The sequence below is a fragment of the Haloarchaeobius iranensis genome (assembly GCF_900103505.1).
Taxonomy (GTDB): Archaea; Halobacteriota; Halobacteria; order Halobacteriales; family Natrialbaceae; genus Haloarchaeobius; species Haloarchaeobius iranensis.
Map to the genome: position 1 here is coordinate 34,272 of NZ_FNIA01000012.1, position 24,612 is coordinate 58,883.

A 24,612-nucleotide genomic window follows, 5' to 3' on the forward strand; every position below is an offset into this window, starting at 1 on the left:
CCTCCGCACAACCGTTTGAGCGTGACATTCTTGACGAGGGGGTGTCCATTCGATTCAATTGAGAGCACTATTCCACTACGAAGTCTCCGCTCTGCATTGTCCGATATCTTAATCTGAACCTCTCCACTTTTCTGCCCTGGCTTCTTTAGTTCGGCTGAGATGTTATTTGGAGTTAGCCTGCAGATATGGAGCGTAATTCTAATTCTAATCACGCTCATTATTGGAGTGGTTGATTTTTATTTTACCCACATTGAAGCCCCGAAATCTGAGGTAATATTTAGCTCAAGAGTTGCTCCAGATGCATCACCGCATTCAACGATAGGTGGTGAAATCCAGATGGAATTATATTTCAAGGCGAATAACCGAGGTGACGATAATGCCCATATCATCTCTGCAGAATTAGACTGGATCGAGTTCTACAACGCTCAAGATTCTAAGGATGAGAGACATATTGTGCATTACGAAGAACTTGCAGACTCGGTTTATGGTCAAGAGCCCCTCGTGATTCTACATGAGGGAAGAGATGCAGATGGGAGAGCTCCCATCCAGATTCTACAGGGAGAGTTAGTTGAGATTTTCATAGTAATTCGCATTTTCTCAGTGGGCCACCTCAAGACAGTAAAAGAAGATTACGAGAATGCGAAGGCGCGGATTGTATTCACCGTGCTTGACGGAGAACGGGAGTATACTGTAGAGATAGATAGTGATTCCGTGGATGCATCAAAGTTGGAACCCCCCTGACCGAATTCCTCCGTGCTGATTCAGGCCCCATATACCAAGGGTCGCTGAAGCCAATAGACTAAACACATTATATACTAAATTGTTAGCTACATGGTCGCCTTCTCCGAGGAGAAAATTGAATCTTGGCTTGACGAGCAACGAATCTCAGATTGGACGGTTGTTAGAGAGGAGGGTGGCGAACAGTTTTCGTTCGAGGTTGAATTGCACCATATCCCGGTGGATCTAACGGTATTGGTAGGTCCAAACTCGCTCAACATTATTGGGGGTTTCACATTTGACCCGGAGCTGTTAGCGAATCTGCTGGACCGGAAAGAGCTATGGCATCAATTCCGCACAGAGGCCATGATAGTACTCACGAATGTTAGGGGGTTCTACGCCTTTTTAGATGAGGATTTCAATCCTACGAGCTTTGAGGAAATGAGGCGGATTTCACTTCAGTACTTCATATACCCTGACGGGGCGAGTCAGCATCTGTTCATGAACAGCCTATACGATATGGCGCGTGCGGAGGCATTCCTAATGTGGAGGCCCGAACAGATGGTTAGCGCCCTTGACGACCAAACGTAGTCCTTTCCAACGTCAGTTCAAAAGCCGTGGTTAAGTGGCACTACAGAGTCAATATTCATCTCTCTCGATAGTTATCCGCCAGGGGTCATACGTCAAGAGATCAACTTTCCCGAATATGCACACGAGTCGGTAGGCATGAGAATCAGAACCGCCAGATATTGAGCGACGGGATGAGCAGATAATCTGAGCTCTGTCGTTTTCAAGAATGACTATCCGTCAGCTCAATACCGGAACCAAGAATATATGTGGGCCTCATCTGATGTAGGCGTTAATGGCTACGGGTGATGGAAATCAGGGCTCTTCAAATAATGAAGAAAATTCCAGTAATTGTGAGTCAGAGGCTACTGCAGGCGATGATTCCCAAGATAATCAGACTGAAGAAGATGTTTCTTTGGACTGGATTCAGAATGCCTCCAGTGAAGATTTAGAAGATTTAGCGGTAGAGACCGAGGCTCTTCAGGTAGTCCGCAAAGAGTCACGTGAGGTTCTGTCTGAACGAATTCGTTTATTGAAAGATATTGATGACAAAGCAATGAGGACCGTCAGAACCTCCGTCTTGTTTATTGGTCTCGTCATCTCAGCCGTTCAAGTGAGCGATGGTTCTCTATCAGATGCTTCTGTGGGCACCCTATCATTTCAATTTGGGGTAGGTGGGGTAACACTCTTATTATTGTCAATAATTTCTGGAGTATTTACATATTCTGCATCCGATCCTGATTTTGGAGTAAGTGATGGTCACCGATTTGATGTTATTCAAGGCGAGTATACAGAGAAAGAGTGGTTGTTGTTCCAACTTGTAGAGTACAATCAGTGGATTGGTAATATGCGACAATTAAATAATGACAACGTCGTATTGTTACACCTTACTCTATTTACTGCAACTGCGGGTGTCATTTCTTTACTATTCTCTGTAGTCTTTAGTGTCGGATGGGAACTCGAATCTTTAATTTCACCGGTAATTGTTGCAGTTTTAATTACTCTAGGCGTATTGGCTGTCTTGCGATGGTCGCGTTCAGATTAGTTGATTCCATACGAATGCGAATAATCGAAGCCAATCGTCGGCAGTTTCTGCTTCGTTCATACTTCAGTTGCGGGCGGCGTTTTCGGGCATAGAGAACTCAGAAATGCTGTTTCTCACCTTTTAGTGCTTATCTAAACACCGCCCTTGCGATATTTACATAACTTACGATAAGATTACCAGGGCAAATTTTCTTCTGGTTCATCGACTTTCCCACTCAACATTCTATTCAGTTTATTTGTTGTTAAGACAATTGCAGCATGAGGGGATGACTGGATCATATCTTCGTATGTGAGAAAGTGGAGTTCAGCGTCTGGATCGAATCGCACAATTGATGGTACTTTTTGAGCCACAGAGTGGACACTCTCTGATGAATCATCTATAAACTCATTGGGAATAGTCACTCGATGGTTATCGCTTTTCCCACCTATCTTTCGCCTCCCAACCACATTGAATGGTTTGAATCGTTCACCCTCAAGAGGCTCATCAGATAAGACCACCCAACCATGTCGTTTCTCGTATGACCACCAGGCGTCTGGTTGGGGTGATTCTTCTGGAGGTTTTAGAATACCTAGTTCGAATAGCTCTTCTGGTATTTTAATTCGCCCATGGGAATCAATTCTTGATGATGATAGATATTTCCACTCAGGTTTGCTCATTTATTCACACGCTCAGGTTGTTTGTTCAGAGGTTTGTAAACTATACTTATTTGTATTATTCTCTCCTGCATTACAGCGAGTGTAGATTCTACACTAGGTGTATGCCGTTCCGCTAATATAAATCCAGGCGCATCTAACAGAAGTGTAAGATGGCGCGCTCCCCGAAAACCGGTCGTGAACTGGAACCGGAACGTGGTCACAAGGGTCCGGGAGTGATTAGTGCACTTCGTTCTTGGGGGGAAGAACTTGCAGGACATAACTCTGACTCCGATTCTGAGTCGGAATAACACGCGATACCACCACCGAAGTCTTGGCAGTTCTCTAATCACAGCAGATCTCGCTGAAGCTGATTTTTGCCTTTTCACTGTCTCGATGCCCCCCAGTCGGTGACCAGAGCGATTGGAGTGGCAATCTTGAGGGTCGTGTCATTCGCGTCTTGAGCACTCGAATCTCATCTCCGTGCTCGCGATAGACCACGAACCCGTACCAGCCCCCAGCCTCGCGAAGCTTTTCATGGTACTTGCGGTAGATCTGGAAGTAGCCGGTCGACACCATCGCACTCTTGATTTCGACCGGCGTCCCGTTCTGGAACCGGGCATCGCACCAGCTCGTGTGCTGGCCGTCGAGCACCAGCCCGCGCTCGTCGGCCAGGTACTTCTCCGCGAGCGACCCGTAGCGGCTCGCGTTCGAGGACCGACTCACGCGAACGCACCTCGCGGGCGCGACTGATATATATCACCGAGCCGCCGGGACCGCGCGCGGTCATGGTCACGCGGTCGCTCGACGCGAAGCGAGAGCGCCCGCCCGCGTATGACCGCGGCGGGGGGCGTCGAGTTGTTGGTTGCCGTGCGGGTGCGTGCCGTCATGCGATTGCCTCCTGCACTGTGGCAACCGTGTCGGCGTGCTCGCCGGAGTCGTACTCGTTCCACCTGCGACGGCACCATTCGCCCGAATACAGTCCGTTCAGGCGCTTCTGGGCGATTTTCTCGAACGACAGCGCGTCGTCGCCGTTCCTCGTCTTCTCGTCGACGACGGTCCAGATCGCCAACTCCCGATAGGCGTCTTCTCGGGAGATGTGCGACCCGGATTCGCCCGATTCGCCCTCCTGGCCGTCGTCCCACGACCAGGGCGCGGGGTCCTTGTCGTTGGGCTGCCACATCGAGTCCGGCCAGCCGGTGATTGTCGGCGTGATCGGGTCGACTCCCTCGCGGTTCTTGACCGTCTCGTAGAACCGCGCCACCTTCTTCGACTCCTTCTCACAGACCGTACACAGCTCGCGCACGGCGGGGTGGAGGTCCTTGCCGTCGTGGCCGATGATGACGATAGCACCAGCGAACCTCCGAATCTTGTAGACCAACGTGGCGAGCTTCGTGCTCGCCTCGTGGCCCTGCTTGCCCCGGCCAGCCGCCTGACTGGATGCCTCGTCGAACAGGAACAGCACGGGCCGGGTGTTCTCGGCGAGGATGTCGTCCATCTCCGAGTGCATGATCTCCTTCAGCTGGGCCCAGTTGGACACCCAGCGCACGCGCTCGTGCTCCTCGGCGAGTGTCCGGATGTTCGTGAGCACCAGCGCGTCCTGGTGGCCTTCCTCGACGCGCTCCTCGACCCAGTGCCGGGCGACGAGCGAGCCCGACCGGGTCTTGCCCGTGCCGGGTTCGCCGTAGATGTAGAGCCGCAGGTGCCGCTGGACGGCTATCTCGCGGATGTGCTCGATATCCCGCCAGCCCGAAACGTCGATCTCGTCGTTCTGACTGCCGACCTGCTGGCGGAGATCGACGGCGTCGCCCTGGTCGACCGCGCGGGCGAAGGCTTCGGTCTGCTGTGTGCGCCGCCAGCGTCGATACATCTCGGTGTCGGTGACGCTGCCGGGCCAGTCGCCGTCGATCCAGCCGCGACGATACGCGCGCTCGTAGACACCATGGAACGCGGTGAGTGCCTGCCGAGTCGTCGTATCGCCGACTTCTCCGGCGTGGTTGAGCACGTAGCCGTTCTCGCGCTTGTGACGGCCGTCCTTCCAGTCCTTCGCCTCACTGCTGGCCCACTCGCCGGAGCCGCTTTCCTCGTGGCTCACGGTTCCTCACCACCGTCGGCGACGGCGTCGGTCATCTGGTCATGGTCATTGAGCTGGCCGAGGTCACCCTTCGCCTCCCGAAGCCACTGTCCCTCCTGGTCGGGCGCGGGTGCGTCGGGGAGATCTTCGACTTCGTTCTCCATCTCGTCGATGAGTGCCTGGATCTCCACGTCGGGCGCGACGTTGGCCTTCTCGTCTTCTGCTGCCGCCAGCAGCAGCGTTGCATCGTGGACCTGCGTCGCGTAGCTGTGGACGGTCGACTTGAGCTGGCTGTAGGCCCGTTTCACCCGGTGGTGGTGCTCGTAGATCTCGTCGACACGAGTCGCGGACTCCCACGCCTCTGCGGGCGGGAGGTCGGCCTGCTCACATCCGCGTACTTCGAGTTCGTCGATGTCGTCGTAGTACTCGAAGGCGGTTACGACGGCGTCGAAGGTACCGTCATCGGGCCGGAGCGGGCTGTAGCCGGTGACAGTCTTCTGCTCCCAGAGGTCGGGAGCGACGCCCTTGCCGTCGTACTTGGCGGTCTCGAAGTTGTCCCCATCGACGGTACCGGGGTCGGCAACGCCGACCTTCACCCACTCGTGTGGGTCGAGCCACTTCGCGAGCCTGTCACCGACGGCGTAGGCTGGGATGGCGAGGATGGCGACGGGCGCGGCGAAGTTGACGAGTTCCGGCGGTGGAGAGGGGACGGTCTCGACGGCCCACGCCGCCCACACGCCGAGTGCGAGCACGGTCAGGGTGATGGGAACCTTGTACTCGGCGAGCAGGTAGACGGCGTAGTCCCAGCGGCTGCCGAAGGTGGGGCGGTAGCGGTCACTCAAGTTCACGCACCCCCTGGGGCGGGTTGCGCTTGTGCTTCCATGCAGCGAGCGAGACCATGCAGACGGCGACGCCGAAGCCACCGAGCCAGCCGCCCGTCGACGAGGTCGCGCCGAACGGGTTCGCCGACGGGAGATTGGTGGAGATGACGAACTCCTTCTGGGTGGTCCAGACGGTGATGGTGGAGGCACCGCGCCAGGTCTCGACGTCGAGCACGACGCGCTGGCGGCCACGGTCGAGCCAGACGCGATGCTGGTAGGCGTCCATGTCGACGGCGGCGAGGTCGTCCCCGCCGCGTTCGTTGGCGGCCTTCATCGCACCCATGCTGTCCTGCCAGTTCAGCATCGTCGCGGGCTGTTCGGCGTGCAGCACGAGCACGATCTGGCCGGGCTTCTTCTCCATGTCGACGAGGGTGACGCCCGCGCCGAGATCGGCCCGGACTGTCGAAGTGTTCTGGCCGTCCGGTACCGCCGTTGTCGCGGTCGTGTTGTCCCCGTCTTGTGCGTAGGTTACCCCAGGGACGACACCGACCGTGACGAGTGCAAGCGCGATGACCATGACCGCCGCGGCTCTCACGGCGTCATCACCTCGAAGTAGAGTTTGACGCCGATGCCGACGAGCACAGCAGCGATAGCGAGCATGACGACCCCGCCACCGAGACCGAAGCCTCCTGTGTCGCTTCCCGGCCAGCCGATGCCGCCTCCACCGCCACCGCCTCCACTCGATGCTTCTTCGATGCGAATCTGCTCCTCTTGGCGGAGTTCGATGAGCCGGTCCAGCTTGTCACCGAGTTCGCTGAAGTTGCTCGTGCGGTAGTTGTACCGCTGCATCTGGACCTGCTGAATCTCCGAGCCGTCACTGTCCTCGGCACCGACCAGCGTGAACGGCTCGGTGAGTTCGACCGAGCGATTCGACGCGCTGACGTGGAACATCAGCGAGCCATTCGCGTTCGCAGGGTCGTACGTCGTGTTCACCGTCCAGGCATCGCCGCTGGGCGGCGAGCCAGTCATGAGCCCGGTCAGCGTCTCGCTGCTGTTGTTGGCGGTGAACTCGCTGGTCTCGATGGTCATCGACCCGGTCTGGTTGAGGTCCGGAATCTCTTCACCGGCCTGTCCGAGCGCGGTGACCGCGTAGATGCTGTAGCCCGTCGAGTTCAGGTCGGGACTCCAGCCCATCGCGGTTGCCTGGACGCTCCGGTACTCCTCGATGTCGAGCTCGCCACGCACGTAGCTCCCGTAGAGACCGTTGACGGTCTCGTTGATGTTCGAGAGCATCTGCGTGTTCTGGGACTGCATCTCCTGGACGAGCGCGTCGATCTCGCTTGAGTTGTACGCCGTCGCAGTCTGATTGTCGTACGACGAGTAGAACCGGATGTAGTCGACGTAGTGGTTCTCCTCGTTGACGGTCTCGATGTTGTCGCCCCAGTAGAGCGGCTGGGTGGAGTGGTGGACGCCCGTGTCCTGATCGGTGTAGCCCCAGCTGAACGTGGTCATGTTGTACACCGAGCCGTTCGGGAGCGTCACCTGGGCGTTCGTGTTGTCCTCGGTGAGCGTCCAGTCGTAGCTGGTATCGACGACCGAGCCGAAGCCGTAGACGTGGACTTCGAGTGCAGCCGAGGCCAGCGAGAGGTTGTCGCGAGTTTCGGCGAGATACTCCAGCTCCTGCATCCGCGAGTCACGATACTGGAGCAGGTTCTGGATCATCCGGCTGTAGTAAGCCTCGACAGCCGCGCGAGCCGCGACGCGAGTCTCGGCTTGCGAGCTGTTGTTCTCCAGGGCTTTGAGGGCGGCAACCTCGGCCTTGGTCCAGGCGACAGTGCGGGCGTTTTCGAGCGTGTTGTGGTAGGCGGTGACCGTCGTCTCCTGGTCAGCCTGCATGGTCTCTGCCCGCGACAGGATATCAGCCCGCTCCTGTGCCTTCGAGCCCTGTCGAATCTCGTCGACATCGGCCCAGCAGTCACTGGTGTCGTCGAGCGGGTTGAACAGCCGCACCGTTAGGTCCACACTGTCGCAGTTGTCCGAGTCGGGCGTCGTCGTCGACGCAGACACGGGAGCAACGAGGGTGGTCGAGACGAGCAGCAGCGCCATGACCATGACCTTGGCCTTCATGCGAGGCTCACCCCGAACCCGAACCAGACGAGCGAGCCGACGAGTACGATCAGGAGGAACGTGAACCCGACCAGCCGCGCGGTCGGATTACTCACGGCTCTCACCTCGGTCGGGCTGGTGGTCGATGACTTGCTGGCGGATGCCTGCTTTGGTGACGATTCTCCGAAGTCGTTCGGTGGTCTCGGAGTCGAAGCCTCGGAGCACGATTCTGCCGGGTTCTGAGGGTTGGTGGGTGCTCATGAGTGGGTAGGGTGAGCGGGGTTACTCGACGTAGCTGACGAGGATGGCGCCGCCGGACTGGACCATCGCGAGGATGAACGAGATAGCGTCGATGCCCGCGAACGCACGGACGGCGGGAATCAGCACGTAGGCGGGCACGATACCGAGGGTGACGGCGAGGATGACGAGTTCGTAGTTCTCGTAGCTGCTGCCGTCGATCTCGTTGGTGGCGACGATCCAGACGGTGCCCGCGATGGAGAGCAGGGCGGCGGCGGTCAGCTCCACGCTGGAGGCCGACCAGAGCACGTCGGAGAACGCGAAGTTCCCGAACACGTTTACTTGCATCCCGATGGTCCCGAGGGCGATTGCGCCCATGAACGGGACGAGGATCAACGCTACAACGTCGACGAGGTCGATCTGGTTTCTCGACATGCTGCACGCCAGCCGACTAGGAATTACAATTTAAGTCTCGGCACCGAGCCGCAACGACCCGAAGTCGGAGAAAATTCACTCCGTCTCGTCGATTGCGAAGGTAAGTGTCCACTCGAACTCGGACTGGTTTTCCACTTCCTGATACTCGTTACTGAATGTGTACTCCCCAGCAGGCATACAACGGTCATCGTAGGGACTTCCCCACAGTTCGTAGGTCTGTTCGATTGTCTGCCCGCTCTCTAACTCGTGTTCGTACAGGAGATCGGAGTTCCCCAGACGTGTATCAGACGATGGCTCCCAACAGCTTTTGGACTTCTTCTCTAATCCCGTGTCCGGATGAACCAGCATCCAGCCCCCGTTCTGACTCTCCTCTGTGCTGAATGGTGGGTTGGGGCCAGTGAAAACACTCGAATTGCCAGTTTCGGTGTTTCTCAACACCGTTCGAACCGACGCTGTGGACATTTCGTTGATAGTTGAGCTTACCATCGAAGCGGAAACCTCGATTCCGTCCGGAGGATCGGCTCTCGAATCGGTCAGTGCGATCATCCTCCGTTCGAGTGTCTGTTCTGGACTCCGAGCACTCGAAAGGCAACCGCTGACCGACGCTACCGCGACGGGGACCGTTTGGAGGACACGACGGCGGCGCATATTTCTAATAACACTTGGAATCGGTAAATGCGTTCTCCAAGCTAAAATACCAATCTGACGGACATAGGTTGAGTAACCCCCGTCGAATTGACAGGGACTACTTTCACTGGGCAACAAAATTGCAAGACGACGGTGTCTTGGACCCTCCTTTGAATATTCAGCAATCTCAGCGTTCTCGATTCCAGTTTCACTTTCACCCCGCGCAAGGATTCGGACTTTTACATAAACTCCCCTCAGTGCCGACCGGATGGGATTTCGAATCAATCTCGACGAAAAGTTGGATCGCTGGCGATGGACCTGCCCGAACGGACACCGGAACTGGGAGCCGACGAACAACCATTTCTGGTGTCAGGCGTGCGCCCGGGGAGATCAGGAAGCAGTCTTCCAGGAACTCCACGACAAGCGGACTGGTGAGAACTACCACCGCGACGAATTAGAGCTGGTCACCGAGTGGGGACCGTACCACGACGTGTACGGTGAGGAGGGTGCGCCGTGACTACGCACCGTCTTCCAGTTCCTCGGCGTCGAGGTCGCCCGACAGGTAGTTTCGACCACGTTGCGAGAGCTGGTAGATTCCAGCTTCCTCGTCGTAGTACTCGACGAGGCCGTGGTCACGGAGTGCTAGCATATGCTCTCGAATCGTCTCCCTGCCCCAATCGAGATTCGCGGAGATTAGTCGAGGGGTTAGGACCAATTCGCGGTTCGCTGGCTCGTTCTGGAGCAACTCCAGAATATCCCGGTCAACTGGGGTCATCCATGAAGCCAGCGGTGGGCGCATTGGCAAATACCCCGCATTCGAGCAGTTTCAGCGTTTTCATGCGCAGGGTGAAGAACACTGAACAGTATATTGAACCCACTATACTGTGGGTAAAGACTAAGTCTCTGACCCACAGTGTGATGGGTGACGGGAGGTTCCACGCGGACCCGGTGCTCTCAGAGCACGGGTCTGAACGAAAGTTGCGGGCCCCGATGCTGCCACATCGGGCCCGCGTGGGCTCTCGTAGTTGGAGTACGAAAGCCATGTCAAGCCAAGACAGCGCGGGAGATAAATCCCCGCACGGTAGCGACGAGTCGTATCTGAATCTCACTCTTTCCGGCCGGTCATGGTCATCTGCGGAGGGTTCGGCGTAATGGGTCGACTGGACCCAATCGAGCCGGACGTGGCGATGCAGATGTATATGAGCACCCGCGAGGACGAGCTACGGGACAAGACGCTCACCTCGCAACGGTACCGACTGCTCGCGTTCACCCGCTGGTGCCGCGCCGAGGAGATCGAGAACCTGAACGTGCTCGACGGCCGGACCCTCCACTCGTTCCGGGCGAGTCGACGGCAGGGATTCGAGGACTACGACGAGAAGTACCTGGACGGGTACGACCCCCTCGAACCCCAGACCCTCCACAACCACCTGTCGACCCTCCGGGTGTTCCTCCGGTTCTGCGCGCAGATTGACGCGGTGCCCGAGGAGCTGCCGTCGAAGATCCTGCTCCCGCGCGTCACCGAGAACCAGCAGGTGAGCGAGACGACGCTGGACCCGGACCGCGCCGAGGAGATTCTGGGATACCTGGACCGATACCACTACGCGACGCGGAAGCACCTCACGGTGTTGCTACTGTGGCACCTTGGCTGTCGGGTCGGTGGGCTCCGCGCTATCGACCTGGACGATCTCGACCTGGAAGGTTCGCACCCGAAGGTCGACGGTCCGGCCATCCACATCGTCCACCGACCGGAGCAGGGAACTCCGCTGAAGAACGGCGAGAAGGGTACGCGCTGGAACGCCATCAGCCCCTACGTCGCCCAGACCATCGAGGACTACATCAGCGGCCCCCGGAAGGACGTGCGCGATGACCATGACCGCGAGCCGCTGCTGACCACGTCGCACGGCCGTCCCCAGACGGGAACGTTCCGCAACACCGCCTACGCTGCCTCCCGGCCGTGCTGCTACGGTGAGGGCTGTCCACACGACGAGGACCCGGACACCTGCGAGGCGATGGACTACAACTTCGCGTCGAAGTGCCCGTCGTCGCGGTCGCCCCACGACTTCCGGAGTGGGTCGCTCACGCGGCACCTGCTCGAAGGGACGCCGAAGGACGTGACCCAAGATCGGATGAACGTCTCGGAGAAGGTTCTAGACCGACACTACGACCGGCGAACTGCTCGCGAGAAGATGGAGCAGCGACGGAGGTACCTGCCGGAATCATGACCCGAAAATCGCAGTACGAGATGGGTAGCAGGTGCCGCAATAACCCGTACGTAGAATCCTGCCCCAACCCATTTTCCTGCCGACATCGACGAGGAGAGTAGCGACGAGTCCGTCGGCAGGAGATGGGGTCGGCTGATTTGAACCAGGGAGCGGAACGAAGTGGAGCGACCGTGGTTCAATATCTGCCCCAACCCAGTGAGTTTCTCACCGTTTCTGAAGGAAGAGCGGACGCGCCGTAGCGAACGCTCTCGCGCTCGAAATCGGCGGAATCGGGGTTGGCAATTCGGGCGGTCGAAATCCTATCTCAGTAAGTCACTTACCGCGGCCCCTCGCAATCGGGCGGTTCACGGACTCAGGGGGTGAGTGGGGTGGCACCCGGACGTCAGCTCGATGTCGCGATGTGGACGACCCCCGGAGGTGACCGTCGGGAAGACGCCAGCGACGGTTCAGAGCCGCCGTTCGACCTCGGAGAGCACGGTCGGCGGGAGGTCGAGTCGGGCGAGGAAGGCGCGGCGCTGGCGCTCGTCGCCGTGACCGGCGACGAACCCGTTCAGTCGCGTCGCGACCGTCGAGTCGACGAAGGTGTCGCCGAGGCGGTCGACGAGTTCGTCCCCGAGAACCGGCGTCGACCGGAGTTCGTACTTCTGGTGGTAGTCCTCGGCCGGGGTGACGGCGTCGAGTGGTTCGATGGCCGTCTCGTTCGCGCGGTGGGTCCGGGCGACGATGCGGTCGCGGACCCGCTCAGCGGCCGCCAGCTGCTCGTCGTCGGAGGCCAGCACGACGCTGCGGTACTGGCGCTTGCCCGTCGCGGCGGGGGCGTGACAGTCCCAGAACGTCTCCAGCAGCGCCTCGTAGGACAGCTCGTCGGGGTCGTACTCGACCTGGACGACCTCGGTGTGGTCGCCCAGCGAGTGGTACGTCGGGTTCGGGGTCGTCCCACCGGCGTATCCGACGCGGGTTCGGACGACGCCCGGGAGCGCGCCGAAGCGGGCTTCTGGTCCCCAGAAGCAGCCCGCGCCGAACGTCGCGGTCGCGGTCTCGCTCGGCGGCAGGGCGGCCGCGTCGATGCTCGCCGGGTCGGTTGCCTGGTCCATACGCGGAGGAGGGGCTCGACGGGGTTGGGTCCGTCGACACGGGGTCGCACAGAGCGCCGCGTCCGTCTCGCCGCGGGGTGGACGTTCGACGAGCGGCCCGGTCCGGGCGGGTTCGTCGGGGCGAACGGTCATGTCACTCCGGACCATAGCGGGGGTGATGTCGAAGACGCCACCCGGGCCGAAGGGGCAACCGGTGTTCGGGAGCAGCAGACGCTACGCGCGGGACCCGTTCGCGTTCCTGACGGCGCTCGAAGGGTCGTACGGAAACATCGCACAGTTCGACATGGGGCCGCTGAACACGTACATGATCGCGGACCCGGCCACCATCGAGCGGATACTCGTCTCCGAGGCGGACGCGTTCCGGAAGCCGACGTTCCAGGACGACCCGCTCGGGGACCTGCTGGGCGAGGGGCTCCTGCTCAGCGAGGGGGGAGACCTGGGAGAAACAGCGGGAGCTCGCGACGCCGGCGTTCAACATGTCGCGGCTCTCCGGGCTGTCCGACCGTATCGTCGACCACGCCGAGTCGCTGGTGGCCGACTGGTCGGACGGCGACGTGGTCGATATCGAGGACCAGATGACGCAGGTGACCATCGACGTCATCTGCGACCTGATGATGGGCGGCGAGCTCTCGGCGGCCCAGCGCCGGACCGTCCAGGACCAGCTCGAACCGATCGGTCGTCGGTTCGAACCGGACCCGGTGCGAAGCGCGGTGCCGGACTGGGTGCCGTTGCCGGGTGACGAGGAGTACCGGTCCGCAGTCGAGGAGCTGGACGGCCTCATCGGGGAGATCGTCGCCCGCCGGCGCACGGAGCTGGCGGCCGGCACGGACGGGGAGTCGATGGACTTCCTCTCCATCCTGCTGCGGGCACAGGAGCGGGGCGAGCAGTCGGAGCAGCAGCTCAGGGACGAGATGATGACGATGCTGCTGGCGGGGCACGACACCACGGCGCTGACGCTCACCTTCACCTGGCACCTGCTCTCCGAGCATCCCGAGGCGGAGCGGCGGGTCCACGCGGAGCTCGACGAACTCCTCGACGGCGACCGGTCGTGGATGGAGGTGGTCCGCGGGATGGAGTACACCGAGTGGGTCATCAACGAGGCGATGCGGCTCTACCCGCCGGTGTACGTGATGTTCCGGACGCCGACTCGCCCGTTCGAGGCCAACGGCTACACGGTTCCGGAGGGGGCGACGCTCATGCTCCCGCAGTACGCCGTCCATCGGTCGGAGCGGTTCTGGGACGACCCGGACGAGTTCGACCCGGAGCGCTGGCGACCCGAGCGCGCGGCCGAGCGGCCCCGGTTCGCGTACTTCCCGTTCGGCGGCGGCCCCCGGCACTGTATCGGCAGGCAGCTCGCGCTGCTGGAGGCGCGGCTCATCGTCGCGACGGTCGGCAGCGAGTTCCGCCTGATGTCCGCCGAGGACGGGCCACTGGAGCTGCTGCCGACGCTGACGGCACATCCGGTCGACGGACTCGAGATGCAGGTCGAACGTCGAGAGGACTGACGCCAGGCCACAGCGACGCAGTCACGCAGGGTACCGTCGTCACGCGGCCGGGCCGCCAGTCACCACCGTGTCCGCCCGGGGGCGCGGTTGACCTGCTGGTAGGCCTCCCTGACGGCGTCGAAGTCGTCGAGCGTGCGCCGGAGCTCGGCCTCCAGCTGCTCGAGTTCGTCGCGGAGCGCCCGCAGTTCGGCGGTGGCGTCGAGGACGCCGGGACCGTGTTCGAGCTCGAGGAGCGTGCGTTTGGTGGCGAGCTGGAGGTACCGGCGGAGCTCGTCGCCGTGCTCGCGAGCCGTCAGCTGTTGCTCGATGACGGCGACGAGCTCGTCGGCCTGGATGGGTTTGCAGACGTAGTCGTCGAACGAGAGGTCGAGGATGTCGAAGTCCGGGTCGACCGCGGTGACGACGACCACGGCGGGGTCCTCGTCGCGGCGGTCGAGCCGGTCCATGACCCCGTCGCCGGAGCAGCCGGGCATCCGTCTGTCCAGCAGGACGACGTCGACGCCGTCGAGCTCGGCGAGGGCCGACTCGCCGTCGTAGACGGTCCGGACGTCGTACTCGCTCCGGAGCCAGAGTGTGTACATGTCGGCCAGCTTCTCCTCGTCGTCGACGACGAGGACTGTCGGCTGCTCGGTGTCGTCCCCGGGCATCACTGCCCAGTACGAAGATTGCGACCGTGTTATAAGTTACTGCAGTCGTGGCCGGAAAAACGCGGTGTCGCCGTCTCCACATCCGACGTGGTCGGTGGCGCGGCCGGCGTGCAGCGGTCTCGTGACGGTGCAGTGCCTTGTGTCGTGCTACCGTGCCGAGTTCACGCGAGCGACGCGTTCGTGTCGGTCGCGTCGTCGTCGATTGCGTCGACGGGCGTCTCGATGTGGGCGATGTCCTCGACGGGCTCCGCGTCGGAGTCGGCGGTCGTCGACACTGTGGACTGCTTCGCGGCTTTCAGTTCGTGCTCTACCTCTTCGCGACCCTTCTGGAACTCCCCCATCGCCTCACCGCTGGATCGTGCTAGCTTCGGCAGTTTGTCGGCGCCGAAGAGCAGGATGACCAGCAGGAAGATAAGGACGATCTCCGGGCCGCCGATTCCCCCGATGAACAGCGGTATCATCATAGCTCTAACCGAAGACTGATAGGACGTATGAGTAGATAAACATATCGAGGGTGATACTTGTGCCGCCGGGATGCACAGCTTTACGTCGGAAACGGCGCAACCGAGCGACGACGCGATGGAGACGGAACACGCCTGCACCGTCGGCGACGCCCGCGACATGACGACGCTCGCGAGTGACTCCGTCGACCTGGTCGTCACGTCGCCGCCGTACCCGATGATAGAGATGTGGGACGAGACGTTCGCGTCGCTGAATCCGGCCATCGGCGACGCACTCGACGCCGGCGACGGCGAGCGGGCCTTCTCGCTGATGCACGACGAGCTGGCGGCGGTGTGGACGGAGCTCTCGCGGGTGGTCCGCCCCGGAGGCATCGTCTGTTGCAACGTCGGGGACGCGACGCGCACGCTCGACGGTAGCTTCTCCCAGTATCCGAACCACGCCCGCGTGACCGCCGACATGCGCGAGCTCGGGTTCCGGCCGCTGCCCGACGTGCTCTGGCGGAAACCGACGAACAAGGCGAACAAGTTCATGGGCTCGGGGATGCTCCCGACCAACGCCTACGTCACCCTCGAACACGAGTACGTGCTGGTGTTCCGCAAGGGCACGGAGACCCGGCCGTTCGAACCCGGGGCCGACCGACGGTACGAGAGCGCCTACTTCTGGGAGGAGCGCAACGACTGGTTCTCCGACGTCTGGACCGACCTCACGGGCACGATGCAGGACCGACACGTCGACGACGCCGTCCGGAGCCGTTCGGCGGCGTTCCCGTTCGCCCTCCCGTACCGCCTCGTGAACATGTACTCCGTCTACGGCGACACGGTGCTCGACCCGTTCTGGGGCACCGGGACGACCACGCTGGCGGCGATGCTCGCGGGCCGGGACTCCCGCGGCTACGAGCTCGACGCCGGCTTCGCGGCCGCGTTCGACGACCGGCTGGACGACCTGCCGGCGCGCTCCCGCGCACTGGTCGACGAGCGCCTCGACCGGCACCGTGCCTTCGTCGAGCGCTGTCGAGCGGAGGGTGACACGCTCGGGTACGAGGCCGAACACTACGACTTCCCCGTGCGGACGAAACAGGAACGGCGCATCCGCCTCTACGACGTGACCGACGTCGAGGGGACCGCGGAGGGCTACCGCGTCGCGTACGACCCTCGGTGAGTCACGGCCTCCGTGCCTGTCAGACGAGCGTCGCGAGCACGAGTAGTCCGAGCGGGATGCCGGTGACGACCGCCGCCGCGCCACGAGAGATGTCGGCCTCGACGGCGAGGCCCGCCGAGAGGATGGACAGCTGCCAGGCCGCGGTCAGCAGCGACGCCAGGGCGACGAGCGGCTCGACGGGAGCGATGGCGGCCCTGACGGCGGCCGGTGCGGACTCGAGGTTCGTGATCGTCACGTCCGCGAGCGCGAACTGGAGGATCGCCAGTCCGGCGACGAGCCTGGCGAACTCCGGGACGGCCGCCCAGCCGGCGACCGAGAACGAGCCGGGGAGACTGGTGTCGCCACCGACGAGCAGGCCACCGAGGTACACCGTGAGGCCACCGGCGAGCCAGAGCAGGAACGGCGCGAGGACGACCGTCCCGACGAACTCGTTGGCTGCCTCGCGTACGATGGCGCCCGCGTCGCGTTCGATCTCCGCGGGCTCGTCGCACCCCTCGGTGACGGGCGAGTCGTTCTCGAAGGCGCCGCAGATTCCCTGTGGCGGTCGGTCCGGATTGTCGACCATCACGGTGCCCTGGACGGCACCGGCCAGCATGCCGGACATGACGGTGACGCCGACGGCGAGTGCGATAGCGAGGCCGACGACCGCGAGCGCGGCGACGGGGAGTGTCGAGGCGGTCCCGTGCTCCTCGAAGAAGGCCCGCGGTTCGACCAGGAACTGACGGATGGGGTGGAGGGCGGCCATCACCGGGTCGTTCGGAGACGACCCCTGAAAACCTTCTCTTCTCCCGAACAGGTCAGATGATGTACCACTTCCGGAGCAGGACGCCGATCGCGGCGAACGCCCGGAACCCCATCCCGAATGCGACAGCCGCGGGAACGATGCCGAGGAGAGCAGCCCGCTGGCGACCGAGGTCGTGGCGCACCGTCAGCCCCAGGACGTACAGCCCGATGGCCCAGAGGCCGACCGCGGACCTGACGTAGGGGTTCGGGACGCCCGCGACGACGCAGGGTGCGGTCGCGTAGCAGAGTATCTGGACGGTCTCGCTCACGCCGCCGCGGTCGGGCGCGAACGGCGCGAGCAGCACGGTCTGGACCGCCGCGAGCAGGTGGACGGCGGCCGGCGCTACGAGCAGGACGACGACGCCGAGCCAGAAGGCCGCCGAGAGGTACTCCAGGCCGCCGACGACCGGGTAGACGTCGTCCACGAGCGCGAACCGGACGCTCTCCTCGACGAGCACGACCACCATGGCGAACACGAGGCCGGGGGCCTGGTCCGAGGGCGCGATGCCGTTCGCGAAGAAGCGTCTCGGCCGCGCGAGCACCTCGACCCACGCGCGGACCAGCCCAGCCGGACCGCGCCCACGACCACCCTCCGGGTTCTCGGTCCACTGGGTCATGTCAGTCGCCCCTGAGCGTGTGACAGCTGCGACAGCGCGCCTCGTAGGACTCGTCCGCGCCGACGACGATGGTGGGGTCGTCGCGGTGGGCGGGCTCGCCGTCGACGAACCGCTGGGTCCGCGTCGCCGGCTCGCCGCAGACGGCACAGATGGCCTGCAGCTTCTCGACGTACTCCGCCGTCGCGAAGAGCTGTGGCATCGGCTCGAACGGCTCGCCGCGGTAGGTCTGGTCGAGCCCCGAGATGATGACCCGGCGACCCTCGGCGGCGAGGTGGTCACAGACCGACACGAGCGTCTCGTCGAAGAAGTTGCCCTCGTCGATCGCGACGACCTGTTCGCCGTTGAGGCTCTCGACGATGTCCCAGACGCCCTCGCCCTCGCCCTCGACGGCGACGGCGTCCCAGCTCCGCCCCTCGTGGGAGCCGACGGTGTCCGTGCCGTATCGGTCGTCGAGCGCGGGCGTGAACACTGCCACGTCCTGTCCCGCGATCTCCGCGCGTCGGAGGCGTCGGAGCATTTCCTCGGTCTTCCCCGAGAACATGCTGCCGGTGATGACCTCCACCCACCCGCTGTTCGTGATGGCGTGCATTCGAACGGAACCGCGGGAGCCGTCGATAAAGACGTTACCCTCTCGGGTCGCCCCGACTACTCCGCACCGACGTTCGCCTGGCTCTCGAAGGAGGTGGGATCCGGCTCGATGCTGGCGTACTGGACCGCACGTTCCCCGAGCGTCGCCACGCGCTCCGCGAGCCCGTCGTCGACGAACGTGTCGCCGTCGAACGCATCGTACGCCTGCGGGATGGCCGCCTGGTGCGGGATGACCCAGGCGTTTAGCGCGCGGCAGACGGAGCGGAGGTGCTCGAGCGCGGTCACCGGGAAGTGCCCGCCGGAGACGGCGAGCAGGCCGACGGTCTTGTCCTCGAACTCGTCGAAGCCGCAGTAGTCGAGCGCGTTCTTCAGCGGCGTGGCGTACGAGCCGTGGTACATCGGCGTCCCGAGCAACACGGCGTCGGCCTCCCTGACGGTGCGGGTGAGCGCCGGTGCGTCGCCGGCATCGTCGTCGTCGGCGTCGTACACCGGGAGGTCGTACTCCCGAAGGTCGACGAGCTCGGTGGCCGCGCCGGCGTCCGCGGCGGCCGACAGCGCGTGCTGGAGCGCCCGTCGGGTGTAGCTACCGTCCCTGAGACTGCCACAGAGCGCGATGACGGTCGTGTCGTCGTCGGTGGGCATGAGTTGGGCCACGGCGCCCTGGGTAAAATAGACGGAGGGACACGAACGGCCGGCCGCTTCAGAGCTGTATCTCCGTCGCCTCGGCACGGTAGGACTCGAACGCCTCGCGGAGTCCGGCGACCGCGTTCGGGTTCGTGTTCCGGACGACGACCTGCACGCCGTTATCGGTGTAGATGCCGACGCTCGCCTCCGTGGTGCCGTCCTCGTGGTCGACGAGCATCAGGCCGAGCGGCGGCAGTTCCTCGATCTGGTAGATGGTGACGCCGTCGGCGTCCCCCATGATGTAGTCCGCGTACGTCGTCGCGAGCTCGGTCAGTGCGTCGGCACTGAACACCAGCTCGGTCTCCAGCCCGTCGCGCTGGATGCGCTCGTTGAACGTCTCCACGTAGACGCCGTGGACCGCCGGCGAGACGCCACGCACGCGTTCCGCCGTCGAGACCAGGTCCACCGTCTCCTGCATTGCCTTGTCGGGCGCGTGGATGTCCGACTGTGTCACCTCGCCGTCGACGAACATCGCCGGGGGAATCAGGTCCGGCCGGGGGAGCGTCGAGAGCAACTCGTCCATCCCGCAGATAGCGTCGACCGAGCCCTCGAACTGGTGGAACTGGTCGACGACGAGCCGACCCGGCACCGTCAGCTCGAAGCCCTCGTCGCCCCGGACGACGAGGCCGGCCATCTCCAGCTCCCGGATGGCCCGTCCCACGGTGGAACGGGCGACCTCGCAGTCCGCCGCCAGCTCGGGTTTCTCCTTCGGTTCGTCGTACAGCGACGCCAGAAAAGACCGACGCTTCGACAGTAGCTTCAGTAGTTCGCCAACGTCATCGGCACCCATACTCCCATCGTGACGGCCGATTGGTATACAGATTACGGCATCCCAACGGCCGTCCCGCGGTCACTCGCGGCGGCCCCAGACGAGCTTCTCGCGGTCGAGCCGGACGGTGCAGTCGCCCGTCACCCGGAGCTGGCACGACAGCCGTGGATAGCCGAAGCGGTCGGCGAGCCGGTCGTGCCAGTTCTCGGGTGCCTGTTCGTCGACGAGACGGACGCCGCAGGTGGCACAGAGGCCGCGGCCGCCGCAGTTGAGCCGGCGGGTCGCCCGCGAGTGCGGGGAGAGACCGTGCCGGCGGAGCACGTCGCGCAGGCGTGCGCCGAGCGGCGCGACCAGCAGGCGCTCGTCGCCGCCATCGAGGACGGTGACGTACGCGACCTCCTGGCTGTCGGCGGGCACGACTCCGCCTTCGCCCCGCAGGGTGAAAAGCACACGCAGGGCCGGCCGTCGACCGTGGGTAAAACCGTTTTTTGAGCTTGGGATAGTTGAAAGACCCTCCGACCACAAGCTGGGAGCGTGCCCCGCGGCGCTCCGGCCCTCCGTGCCGAAGCCGACCCCACGTCAGTCGTTGCCACGATGCGTGTCGGTCGCCGATCGACCCGACCCTACCGCCCTGCGTCCGGGGCACTGCCCGACCCGCTGTCCCCCTGATAGGGTCCCCGCAGCTCGCACCCACTTCCCGGTGCGCTGCCCTCCACCTATCCATCTGCCACGCCGGAGGCCCCTGCCCACGAACTCCGGCGGGCTCCGTTCTCACGTCCGCGAGGAACAGCTATCGTCGGACTACTCCATCACGACCAGTACGTCGCCCATGTCGACGCTCTGGCCCTCCTCGACGGCGATCTGCGTGACGGTGCCGCCGCGGGAGGCGACCACGTCGTTCTCCATCTTCATCGCCTCGAGCACGACGAGCACGTCGCCCGCCGCGACCTCGTCGCCCTCGTCGATGTCGACGGAGAGGATGGTACCCTGCATCTCGGCGTTGACGGTCTCGCCGTCGCCCTCGACCTCGACGCCGCCGCTGGAGCCGCCCGAGCCGCCCGAGCCACCGTCTCCGCCGCCGCTGCCACCGCCGCGCGGGCCGCTCGTGCCGCCGACGGGCATCGCACCGCGCTCCTCCAGGTTGACGTCGAAGCGCTTGCCGTTGACCTCGACGGTGAACTCGCGCTCGACGACGTCCTCGTCGTCGCTCGCACCGCTGCCCCCCGAGCCCCACTGCTCCTGGGCCTCGGCGATGCGGTCGTGGTCGAGGTGCTCGTCCAGGTACTTCGTCGTGTGGGTGCCCTGGACGAACGCCTCGTCGGTGAGCATCAGCCGGTGGAACGGGATGATGGTCGTGACGCCCTCGATGTCGTACTCGCGGAGCGCGCGCAGCGAGCGCTCGATGCACTCGTCGCGGTCGCTGCCGTGGACGACGAGCTTGGCGATCATCGAGTCGTAGTCGGTGACGATCTGGTCGCCCTGCCGGAGCGCGTCGTCCATCCGGACGCCGATGCCGCCCGGCGGGTCGTACGTCGCGAGCTTGCCGCCCGGCGCGGGCGCGAACTCGTCGGCGGCGTTCTCGGCGTTGATGCGGAACTCCATCGCGTGGCCCGAGAGGTCGACGTCGTCCTGCGAGAAGTCGAGCTCCTCGTCGGCGGCGACCTTCAGCTGCCACTTCACGATGTCGATGCCGGTGAGCTCCTCCGTGACGGTGTGCTCGACCTGGATGCGGGTGTTCACCTCGAGGAAGTAGAAGTTCGCGTCCGGCCCCAGCATCTCGCCGGCCGCCGCGTCGCGCTCTTCCTCCTCGACGAGGAACTCGAAGGTGCCGGCGTTGTAGTAGCCGGCCTCGTCGGCACCGCGACGGGCGGACGCGCCGATCTTCTCGCGGAGTTCGTCCGAGAGCGCGGGGCTCGGGCCCTCCTCGATGACCTTCTGGTGGCGGCGCTGGAGCGAGCAGTCGCGCTCGCCGAGGTGGCGGACGTTGCCGTGGTGGTCCGCGAGGATCTGCACCTCGATGTGGCGCGGGTTCTCGAGGTAGCGCTCGAGGTAGACGTTGTCGTTGTCGAAGTACGCCTCGCCCTCTCGCCTGGCGCTCTCGAGCTGGTCGGCGGCCTCGTCGGGGCTCTCGACGATCTTCATGCCGCGGCCGCCACCGCCGCCCTCCGCCTTGATGGCGATGGGGTAGCCGTGCTCCTCGCCGAACTCGGTGACCTCCGCGGGGTCCTCGACGGGGTCGGTCGTCCCCGGGACGATGGGCACGTCGGCCTCGCGCATCGTCTTCCGGGCCTTGGTCTTCTCGCCGAGCTGCTCCATCGAGTCGGCCGACGGGCCAACCCAGGTGATGCCGTCCTCGGCCTCGACCTTGCTCGCGAACTCCGCGTTCTCCGCGAGGAAGCCGTAGCCGGGATGGATGGCGTCGGCGTCGGCCTTCTTCGCGGCCTCGATGACGGCCTCGTGGTCGAGGTAGGAGTCCGCCGCGCGGGCGGGCCCGACGTTGTACGCCTCGTCGGCGTAGCGGACGTGGCCAGAGTTCTTGTCGGCCTCGCTGTAGACGGCGACGGTCGACACGTTCAGCTCCTCGCAGGCGCGCATGACGCGCACCGCAATCTCCCCTCGGTTCGCGACGAGAACCTTCCTGAACATTCTTGCCGAAAGCGTCTCGGACGACGCACGTTATTGTATCGGTTCTTGCCACTCGGGTAAACTGACCGTCCGAGCCCGGTTCACGGCCGGGCGCTGCGCCGGTCGACGAGTCGCCCGAACACGGCCGACTCGGCCTTCCGAAGCAGGTTCGACGCCGTCGACGGCGCGCAGCCGAGCGTCGCGGCGACGGCTTCGAGGTCGCCCTCGCGGGGGACCGCGTAGTAGCCGACCTCGACGGCGGTCCCGACGGCCTCCCGCTGGCGCTCGGTCAGTGCGCCGACGAGCGACGGCCGACGTGTGTCGTACTCGCCGATGCCGCGCACGTCGACCTCGAAGCTCTCCGGCAGCCCGTCGAGCATCGCCTGCAGGTCGTCGCCGTCGCCGATGACGGTCATGCCCATCGCGGCCTCGCGGTCGTAGGTGATGGGTGGGACGACGACGAGGTTGAGTGCGGCGAAGGCGGCGCGCCAGTCCCGGTCGTCCTCGCGGGTCCCCTGGCAGACGTAGACGTAGAACGACTCGTCGTCGACGGCGGTGATGTCGTACCAGCGGATCGAGTCGACGCCGTCGATGACGGGCTCGTACCGCTCGCGGTCTGCGACGACGTAGAACAGCTCGTACTCCACGTCCTGTTCGTGGACGACGTGCCAGGTCTGGAGCTCCTCGTACTCGACCACGTCCTCGTGGCGGATGAACGCCTGCATCGGGTGGAGCCACTCGTCGGGCTGTCTGATGCGCACGTCGAGGTACTTCACCGTCTCCAACCTCCCTCTGCGACGACCCCTCGTTTCATCGGTATCTTCGTGGTTCGCGGTCGGCCCCCTTCGTCGTTACTGCTGTCCGAGGCTCTCGGCCGGGGAAGCCGGTTTGTCTGCTCGTGCGCATTGTTCGCACACGATGCCCTCCCGACGGTCCCTGCTCGCTGCAGTCGGTAGTACGGTCGCCGTCTCTCTGACCGGCTGTCAGATGCTCTCTGGAAACGGCGACGGGACTGCGACGAAACGCCAGACGACTGGCCGGGCGACGGCGACAACGCGCCAGACGACCCGCCGCCGAACGGACACATCGACACCAACCGAGACGGATAGGGAGGCGGCGGAGAGCCCAGGAAGACCGAGCGACCGCGACCTGGTCCCGTATCCGATAATCGGTTATCAGGGGAGTCCGCTGGTCGGAGACGAGCGCTCGAACGCTGTCGCGGTCGTCGCCAGCCAGTCCGACTGGGATGGCCTCTCGCTCCGGGACGACGAGAACTGGGTCTGGCGCGGCGAGCACCTGCGGTCGACGGACATCGAGGAGTTCATTGAGTCGACGGATTTTGACCGTGAATACGTCCTCGTGGCACAACGAAGGGCCCCTGGCTCGACCGCTGAACTGCTCGTCACCGACATCGACAGGGTGACCGACAGCCACGTTCGCGCCGACATCACCGTCACCGACTCGACGCTGACGGATATCCCACTGATGGTGGTCCTCGTCCGAGTCCCCATCGGCTCCGCTCCCGCCCCAGACTCGGCGACGGTGTACTTCTCGACACCAGACGGTGACGACGTGGTCGAGTCCTGAATGACCATCTCACCAAGTTCAGTGGGAGAACTCGTCTCCAAGATTTATCCGAGATTGTGACAAATACTCACGTATGTCCTCCCGACGGTCCCTGCTCGCTGCAGTCGGTGGCACGGTCGCTGCTTCGCTCTCCGGTTGTCAGGCGAGGTCCGGAAACGACACGGCGACCGGTACCCCGCCTCCTGCCGGCGCACCGGCCCCCTGGGTGACACCGTCGAGCGAGGCGGACGTCGTCGTCGAGAACGCGACCGACAGGGAACTCGCCGTCTCGGTTGGTGCCGGTCGTGTGCTCAAAGAGGGGTCTCTGGAGTTCAGGGCGCACTGGGTTCTGGAGAACGTCATCGAGGAGGAGGCCACACCGACCGTGACGGTCACCACCGAGGTCGGGGCGACGGGGTCGGTCGCGTGGCCCGAGGGAACGGGCGAGGGTCGGGTGGCCATCTTCACCATACGGCCGGAGCGGATCGAGGCGGATATCGAACTGCAGGACGAACCAGTGCCCGAGTACGCCTCGCTTGACCCGTCCCCCGAGGTGAACCGGTAGCGGGTCCGGGGACCGTCGAACCTACTTAAACGAACTAGGCACGACGACGGAACCGCCATTCGCCGT

General features: G+C 63.4%; 27 protein-coding genes and 3 pseudogenes. 9 read left to right on the top strand and 21 right to left on the bottom strand.

Annotated features, from left to right (window positions below; all coding sequences use genetic code 11):
* Positions 1-159 precede the first annotated feature (159 nt).
* The 3 genes from BLT27_RS19175 to BLT27_RS19180 all read left to right on the top strand — a co-directional run bounded on the left by BLT27_RS19175 (position 160) and on the right by BLT27_RS19180 (position 2,329).
* Positions 160-741 (top strand): hypothetical protein, encoded by a 582-nt coding sequence (locus BLT27_RS19175; RefSeq protein ID WP_139172320.1) that lies wholly within the window; start codon positions 160-162, stop codon positions 739-741.
* Positions 742-831: 90 nt separating this feature from the next.
* Positions 832-1,308, top strand: coding sequence for a type III secretion system chaperone family protein (locus BLT27_RS11595; RefSeq protein WP_089734044.1), 477 nt, complete (start codon positions 832-834; stop codon positions 1,306-1,308).
* A 271-nt stretch (positions 1,309-1,579) separates the two neighbouring features.
* A complete protein-coding gene (locus tag BLT27_RS19180; protein ID WP_139172321.1) occupies positions 1,580-2,329 on the top strand; it encodes a hypothetical protein in 750 nt (249 codons plus the stop codon).
* Positions 2,330-2,502: 173 nt separating this feature from the next.
* Here the strand turns inward: BLT27_RS19180 and BLT27_RS19185 are convergent, their stop codons facing one another.
* From BLT27_RS19185 to BLT27_RS19190, 8 genes are all read right to left on the bottom strand, one after another.
* Positions 2,503-2,985 (bottom strand): hypothetical protein, encoded by a 483-nt coding sequence (locus BLT27_RS19185; RefSeq protein ID WP_139172322.1) that lies wholly within the window; start codon positions 2,983-2,985, stop codon positions 2,503-2,505.
* Between the two features lie 321 nt (positions 2,986-3,306).
* The gene (locus tag BLT27_RS11600) at positions 3,307-3,687 is read right to left on the bottom strand and encodes a PD-(D/E)XK family putative nuclease (protein ID WP_089734046.1); all 381 of its coding nucleotides are present in this window, start codon (positions 3,685-3,687) and stop codon (positions 3,307-3,309) included.
* 160 nt (positions 3,688-3,847) lie between these two features.
* Entirely contained in the window at positions 3,848-5,056 is a 1,209-nt protein-coding gene (locus BLT27_RS11605) for an ATP-binding protein (protein ID WP_089734048.1), read from the bottom strand.
* A complete protein-coding gene (locus BLT27_RS11610) occupies positions 5,053-5,877 on the bottom strand; it encodes a hypothetical protein (RefSeq protein WP_139172323.1) in 825 nt (274 codons plus the stop codon). Before BLT27_RS11610 ends, BLT27_RS11605 begins: the two co-directional genes overlap by 4 nt.
* Positions 5,870-6,451, bottom strand: a complete 582-nt coding sequence (locus BLT27_RS11615; RefSeq protein WP_139172324.1) for a DUF8063 family protein — start codon at positions 6,449-6,451, stop codon at positions 5,870-5,872. The genes BLT27_RS11610 and BLT27_RS11615 overlap by 8 nt, the downstream gene beginning before the upstream one ends.
* The gene (locus BLT27_RS11620) at positions 6,448-7,983 is read right to left on the bottom strand and encodes an Env/VP5 family phage fusion protein (RefSeq protein ID WP_089734053.1); all 1,536 of its coding nucleotides are present in this window, start codon (positions 7,981-7,983) and stop codon (positions 6,448-6,450) included. Before BLT27_RS11620 ends, BLT27_RS11615 begins: the two co-directional genes overlap by 4 nt.
* A gap of 261 nt (positions 7,984-8,244) precedes the next feature.
* Positions 8,245-8,634, bottom strand: coding sequence for a DUF8023 family protein (locus tag BLT27_RS11625; protein ID WP_089734056.1), 390 nt, complete (start codon positions 8,632-8,634; stop codon positions 8,245-8,247).
* 75 nt (positions 8,635-8,709) lie between these two features.
* Positions 8,710-9,282 carry a hypothetical protein gene (locus tag BLT27_RS19190; RefSeq protein ID WP_217639138.1) on the bottom strand — a complete coding sequence of 191 codons (573 nt, stop codon included), beginning with the start codon at positions 9,280-9,282 and terminating at the stop codon, positions 8,710-8,712.
* A 247-nt stretch (positions 9,283-9,529) separates the two neighbouring features.
* Here BLT27_RS19190 and BLT27_RS11635 point away from each other — a divergent pair, with 247 nt between their 5' ends.
* Positions 9,530-9,778, top strand: a complete 249-nt coding sequence (locus BLT27_RS11635) for a hypothetical protein (RefSeq protein WP_089734060.1) — start codon at positions 9,530-9,532, stop codon at positions 9,776-9,778.
* Here the strand turns inward: BLT27_RS11635 and BLT27_RS20420 are convergent, their stop codons facing one another.
* On the bottom strand, positions 9,779-9,910 hold the full coding sequence (locus BLT27_RS20420) for a hypothetical protein (protein ID WP_281241458.1): 132 nt from the start codon (positions 9,908-9,910) through the stop codon (positions 9,779-9,781). It lies immediately after the preceding gene.
* 502 nt (positions 9,911-10,412) lie between these two features.
* On the opposite strand from BLT27_RS20420, the gene BLT27_RS11645 reads away from it, so the two are divergent.
* On the top strand, positions 10,413-11,483 hold the full coding sequence (locus BLT27_RS11645; RefSeq protein WP_089734064.1) for a tyrosine-type recombinase/integrase: 1,071 nt from the start codon (positions 10,413-10,415) through the stop codon (positions 11,481-11,483).
* 446 nt (positions 11,484-11,929) lie between these two features.
* On the opposite strand, the gene msrA is transcribed toward BLT27_RS11645, so the two are convergent.
* Positions 11,930-12,577, bottom strand: a complete 648-nt coding sequence (gene msrA / locus BLT27_RS11650) for a peptide-methionine (S)-S-oxide reductase MsrA (protein ID WP_089734066.1) — start codon at positions 12,575-12,577, stop codon at positions 11,930-11,932.
* A 157-nt stretch (positions 12,578-12,734) separates the two neighbouring features.
* Between msrA and BLT27_RS11655 the strand changes: the two are divergent.
* Positions 12,735-14,082 (top strand): annotated as a pseudogene (locus BLT27_RS11655) (cytochrome P450).
* 59 nt (positions 14,083-14,141) lie between these two features.
* Here BLT27_RS11655 and BLT27_RS11660 read toward each other — a convergent pair.
* Positions 14,142-14,729: a response regulator gene (locus BLT27_RS11660; RefSeq protein ID WP_089734068.1), complete on the bottom strand. Its 588-nt coding sequence runs from the start codon at positions 14,727-14,729 to the stop codon at positions 14,142-14,144.
* Between the two features lie 161 nt (positions 14,730-14,890).
* A complete protein-coding gene (locus BLT27_RS11665; protein WP_089734070.1) occupies positions 14,891-15,193 on the bottom strand; it encodes a Sec-independent protein translocase subunit TatA/TatB in 303 nt (100 codons plus the stop codon).
* Positions 15,194-15,308: 115 nt separating this feature from the next.
* On the opposite strand from BLT27_RS11665, the gene BLT27_RS11670 reads away from it, so the two are divergent.
* The gene (locus tag BLT27_RS11670) at positions 15,309-16,349 is read left to right on the top strand and encodes a DNA-methyltransferase (RefSeq protein ID WP_089734072.1); all 1,041 of its coding nucleotides are present in this window, start codon (positions 15,309-15,311) and stop codon (positions 16,347-16,349) included.
* Positions 16,350-16,368: 19 nt separating this feature from the next.
* Here the strand turns inward: BLT27_RS11670 and BLT27_RS11675 are convergent, their stop codons facing one another.
* The 9 genes and pseudogenes from BLT27_RS11675 to BLT27_RS11710 form a co-directional block, all read right to left on the bottom strand.
* Positions 16,369-17,094, bottom strand: a complete 726-nt coding sequence (locus BLT27_RS11675; protein WP_089734074.1) for a YIP1 family protein — start codon at positions 17,092-17,094, stop codon at positions 16,369-16,371.
* 52 nt (positions 17,095-17,146) lie between these two features.
* A complete protein-coding gene (locus tag BLT27_RS11680) occupies positions 17,147-17,749 on the bottom strand; it encodes a YIP1 family protein (protein WP_089734076.1) in 603 nt (200 codons plus the stop codon).
* A gap of 1 nt (position 17,750) precedes the next feature.
* Positions 17,751-18,338 (bottom strand): thymidine kinase, encoded by a 588-nt coding sequence (locus BLT27_RS11685; RefSeq protein ID WP_089734078.1) that lies wholly within the window; start codon positions 18,336-18,338, stop codon positions 17,751-17,753.
* Positions 18,339-18,394: 56 nt separating this feature from the next.
* Positions 18,395-18,979, bottom strand: coding sequence for an NADPH-dependent FMN reductase (locus tag BLT27_RS11690; protein ID WP_089734080.1), 585 nt, complete (start codon positions 18,977-18,979; stop codon positions 18,395-18,397).
* A 58-nt stretch (positions 18,980-19,037) separates the two neighbouring features.
* Entirely contained in the window at positions 19,038-19,811 is a 774-nt protein-coding gene (locus BLT27_RS11695) for a helix-turn-helix transcriptional regulator (RefSeq protein ID WP_089734082.1), read from the bottom strand.
* A gap of 60 nt (positions 19,812-19,871) precedes the next feature.
* Complete coding sequence (locus BLT27_RS11700) at positions 19,872-20,240, bottom strand: 2Fe-2S iron-sulfur cluster-binding protein (RefSeq protein WP_089734083.1); 369 nt, start codon at positions 20,238-20,240, stop codon at positions 19,872-19,874.
* Positions 20,241-20,591: 351 nt separating this feature from the next.
* Positions 20,592-20,840: pseudogene (locus BLT27_RS20585) on the bottom strand (biotin/lipoyl-containing protein); the annotation flags it as partial.
* 50 nt (positions 20,841-20,890) lie between these two features.
* Positions 20,891-22,436, bottom strand: a pseudogene (locus BLT27_RS11705) (acetyl-CoA carboxylase biotin carboxylase subunit); the annotation flags it as partial.
* A gap of 80 nt (positions 22,437-22,516) precedes the next feature.
* On the bottom strand, positions 22,517-23,191 hold the full coding sequence (locus tag BLT27_RS11710; RefSeq protein ID WP_089734190.1) for a helix-turn-helix domain-containing protein: 675 nt from the start codon (positions 23,189-23,191) through the stop codon (positions 22,517-22,519).
* A 142-nt stretch (positions 23,192-23,333) separates the two neighbouring features.
* Here BLT27_RS11710 and BLT27_RS11715 point away from each other — a divergent pair, with 142 nt between their 5' ends.
* Both BLT27_RS11715 and BLT27_RS11720 read left to right on the top strand, forming a co-directional pair.
* Positions 23,334-24,002, top strand: coding sequence for a hypothetical protein (locus tag BLT27_RS11715; RefSeq protein WP_089734087.1), 669 nt, complete (start codon positions 23,334-23,336; stop codon positions 24,000-24,002).
* Positions 24,003-24,075: 73 nt separating this feature from the next.
* Positions 24,076-24,546, top strand: a complete 471-nt coding sequence (locus BLT27_RS11720; RefSeq protein WP_089734090.1) for a hypothetical protein — start codon at positions 24,076-24,078, stop codon at positions 24,544-24,546.
* The last annotated feature ends 66 nt before the right edge of the window (positions 24,547-24,612 follow it).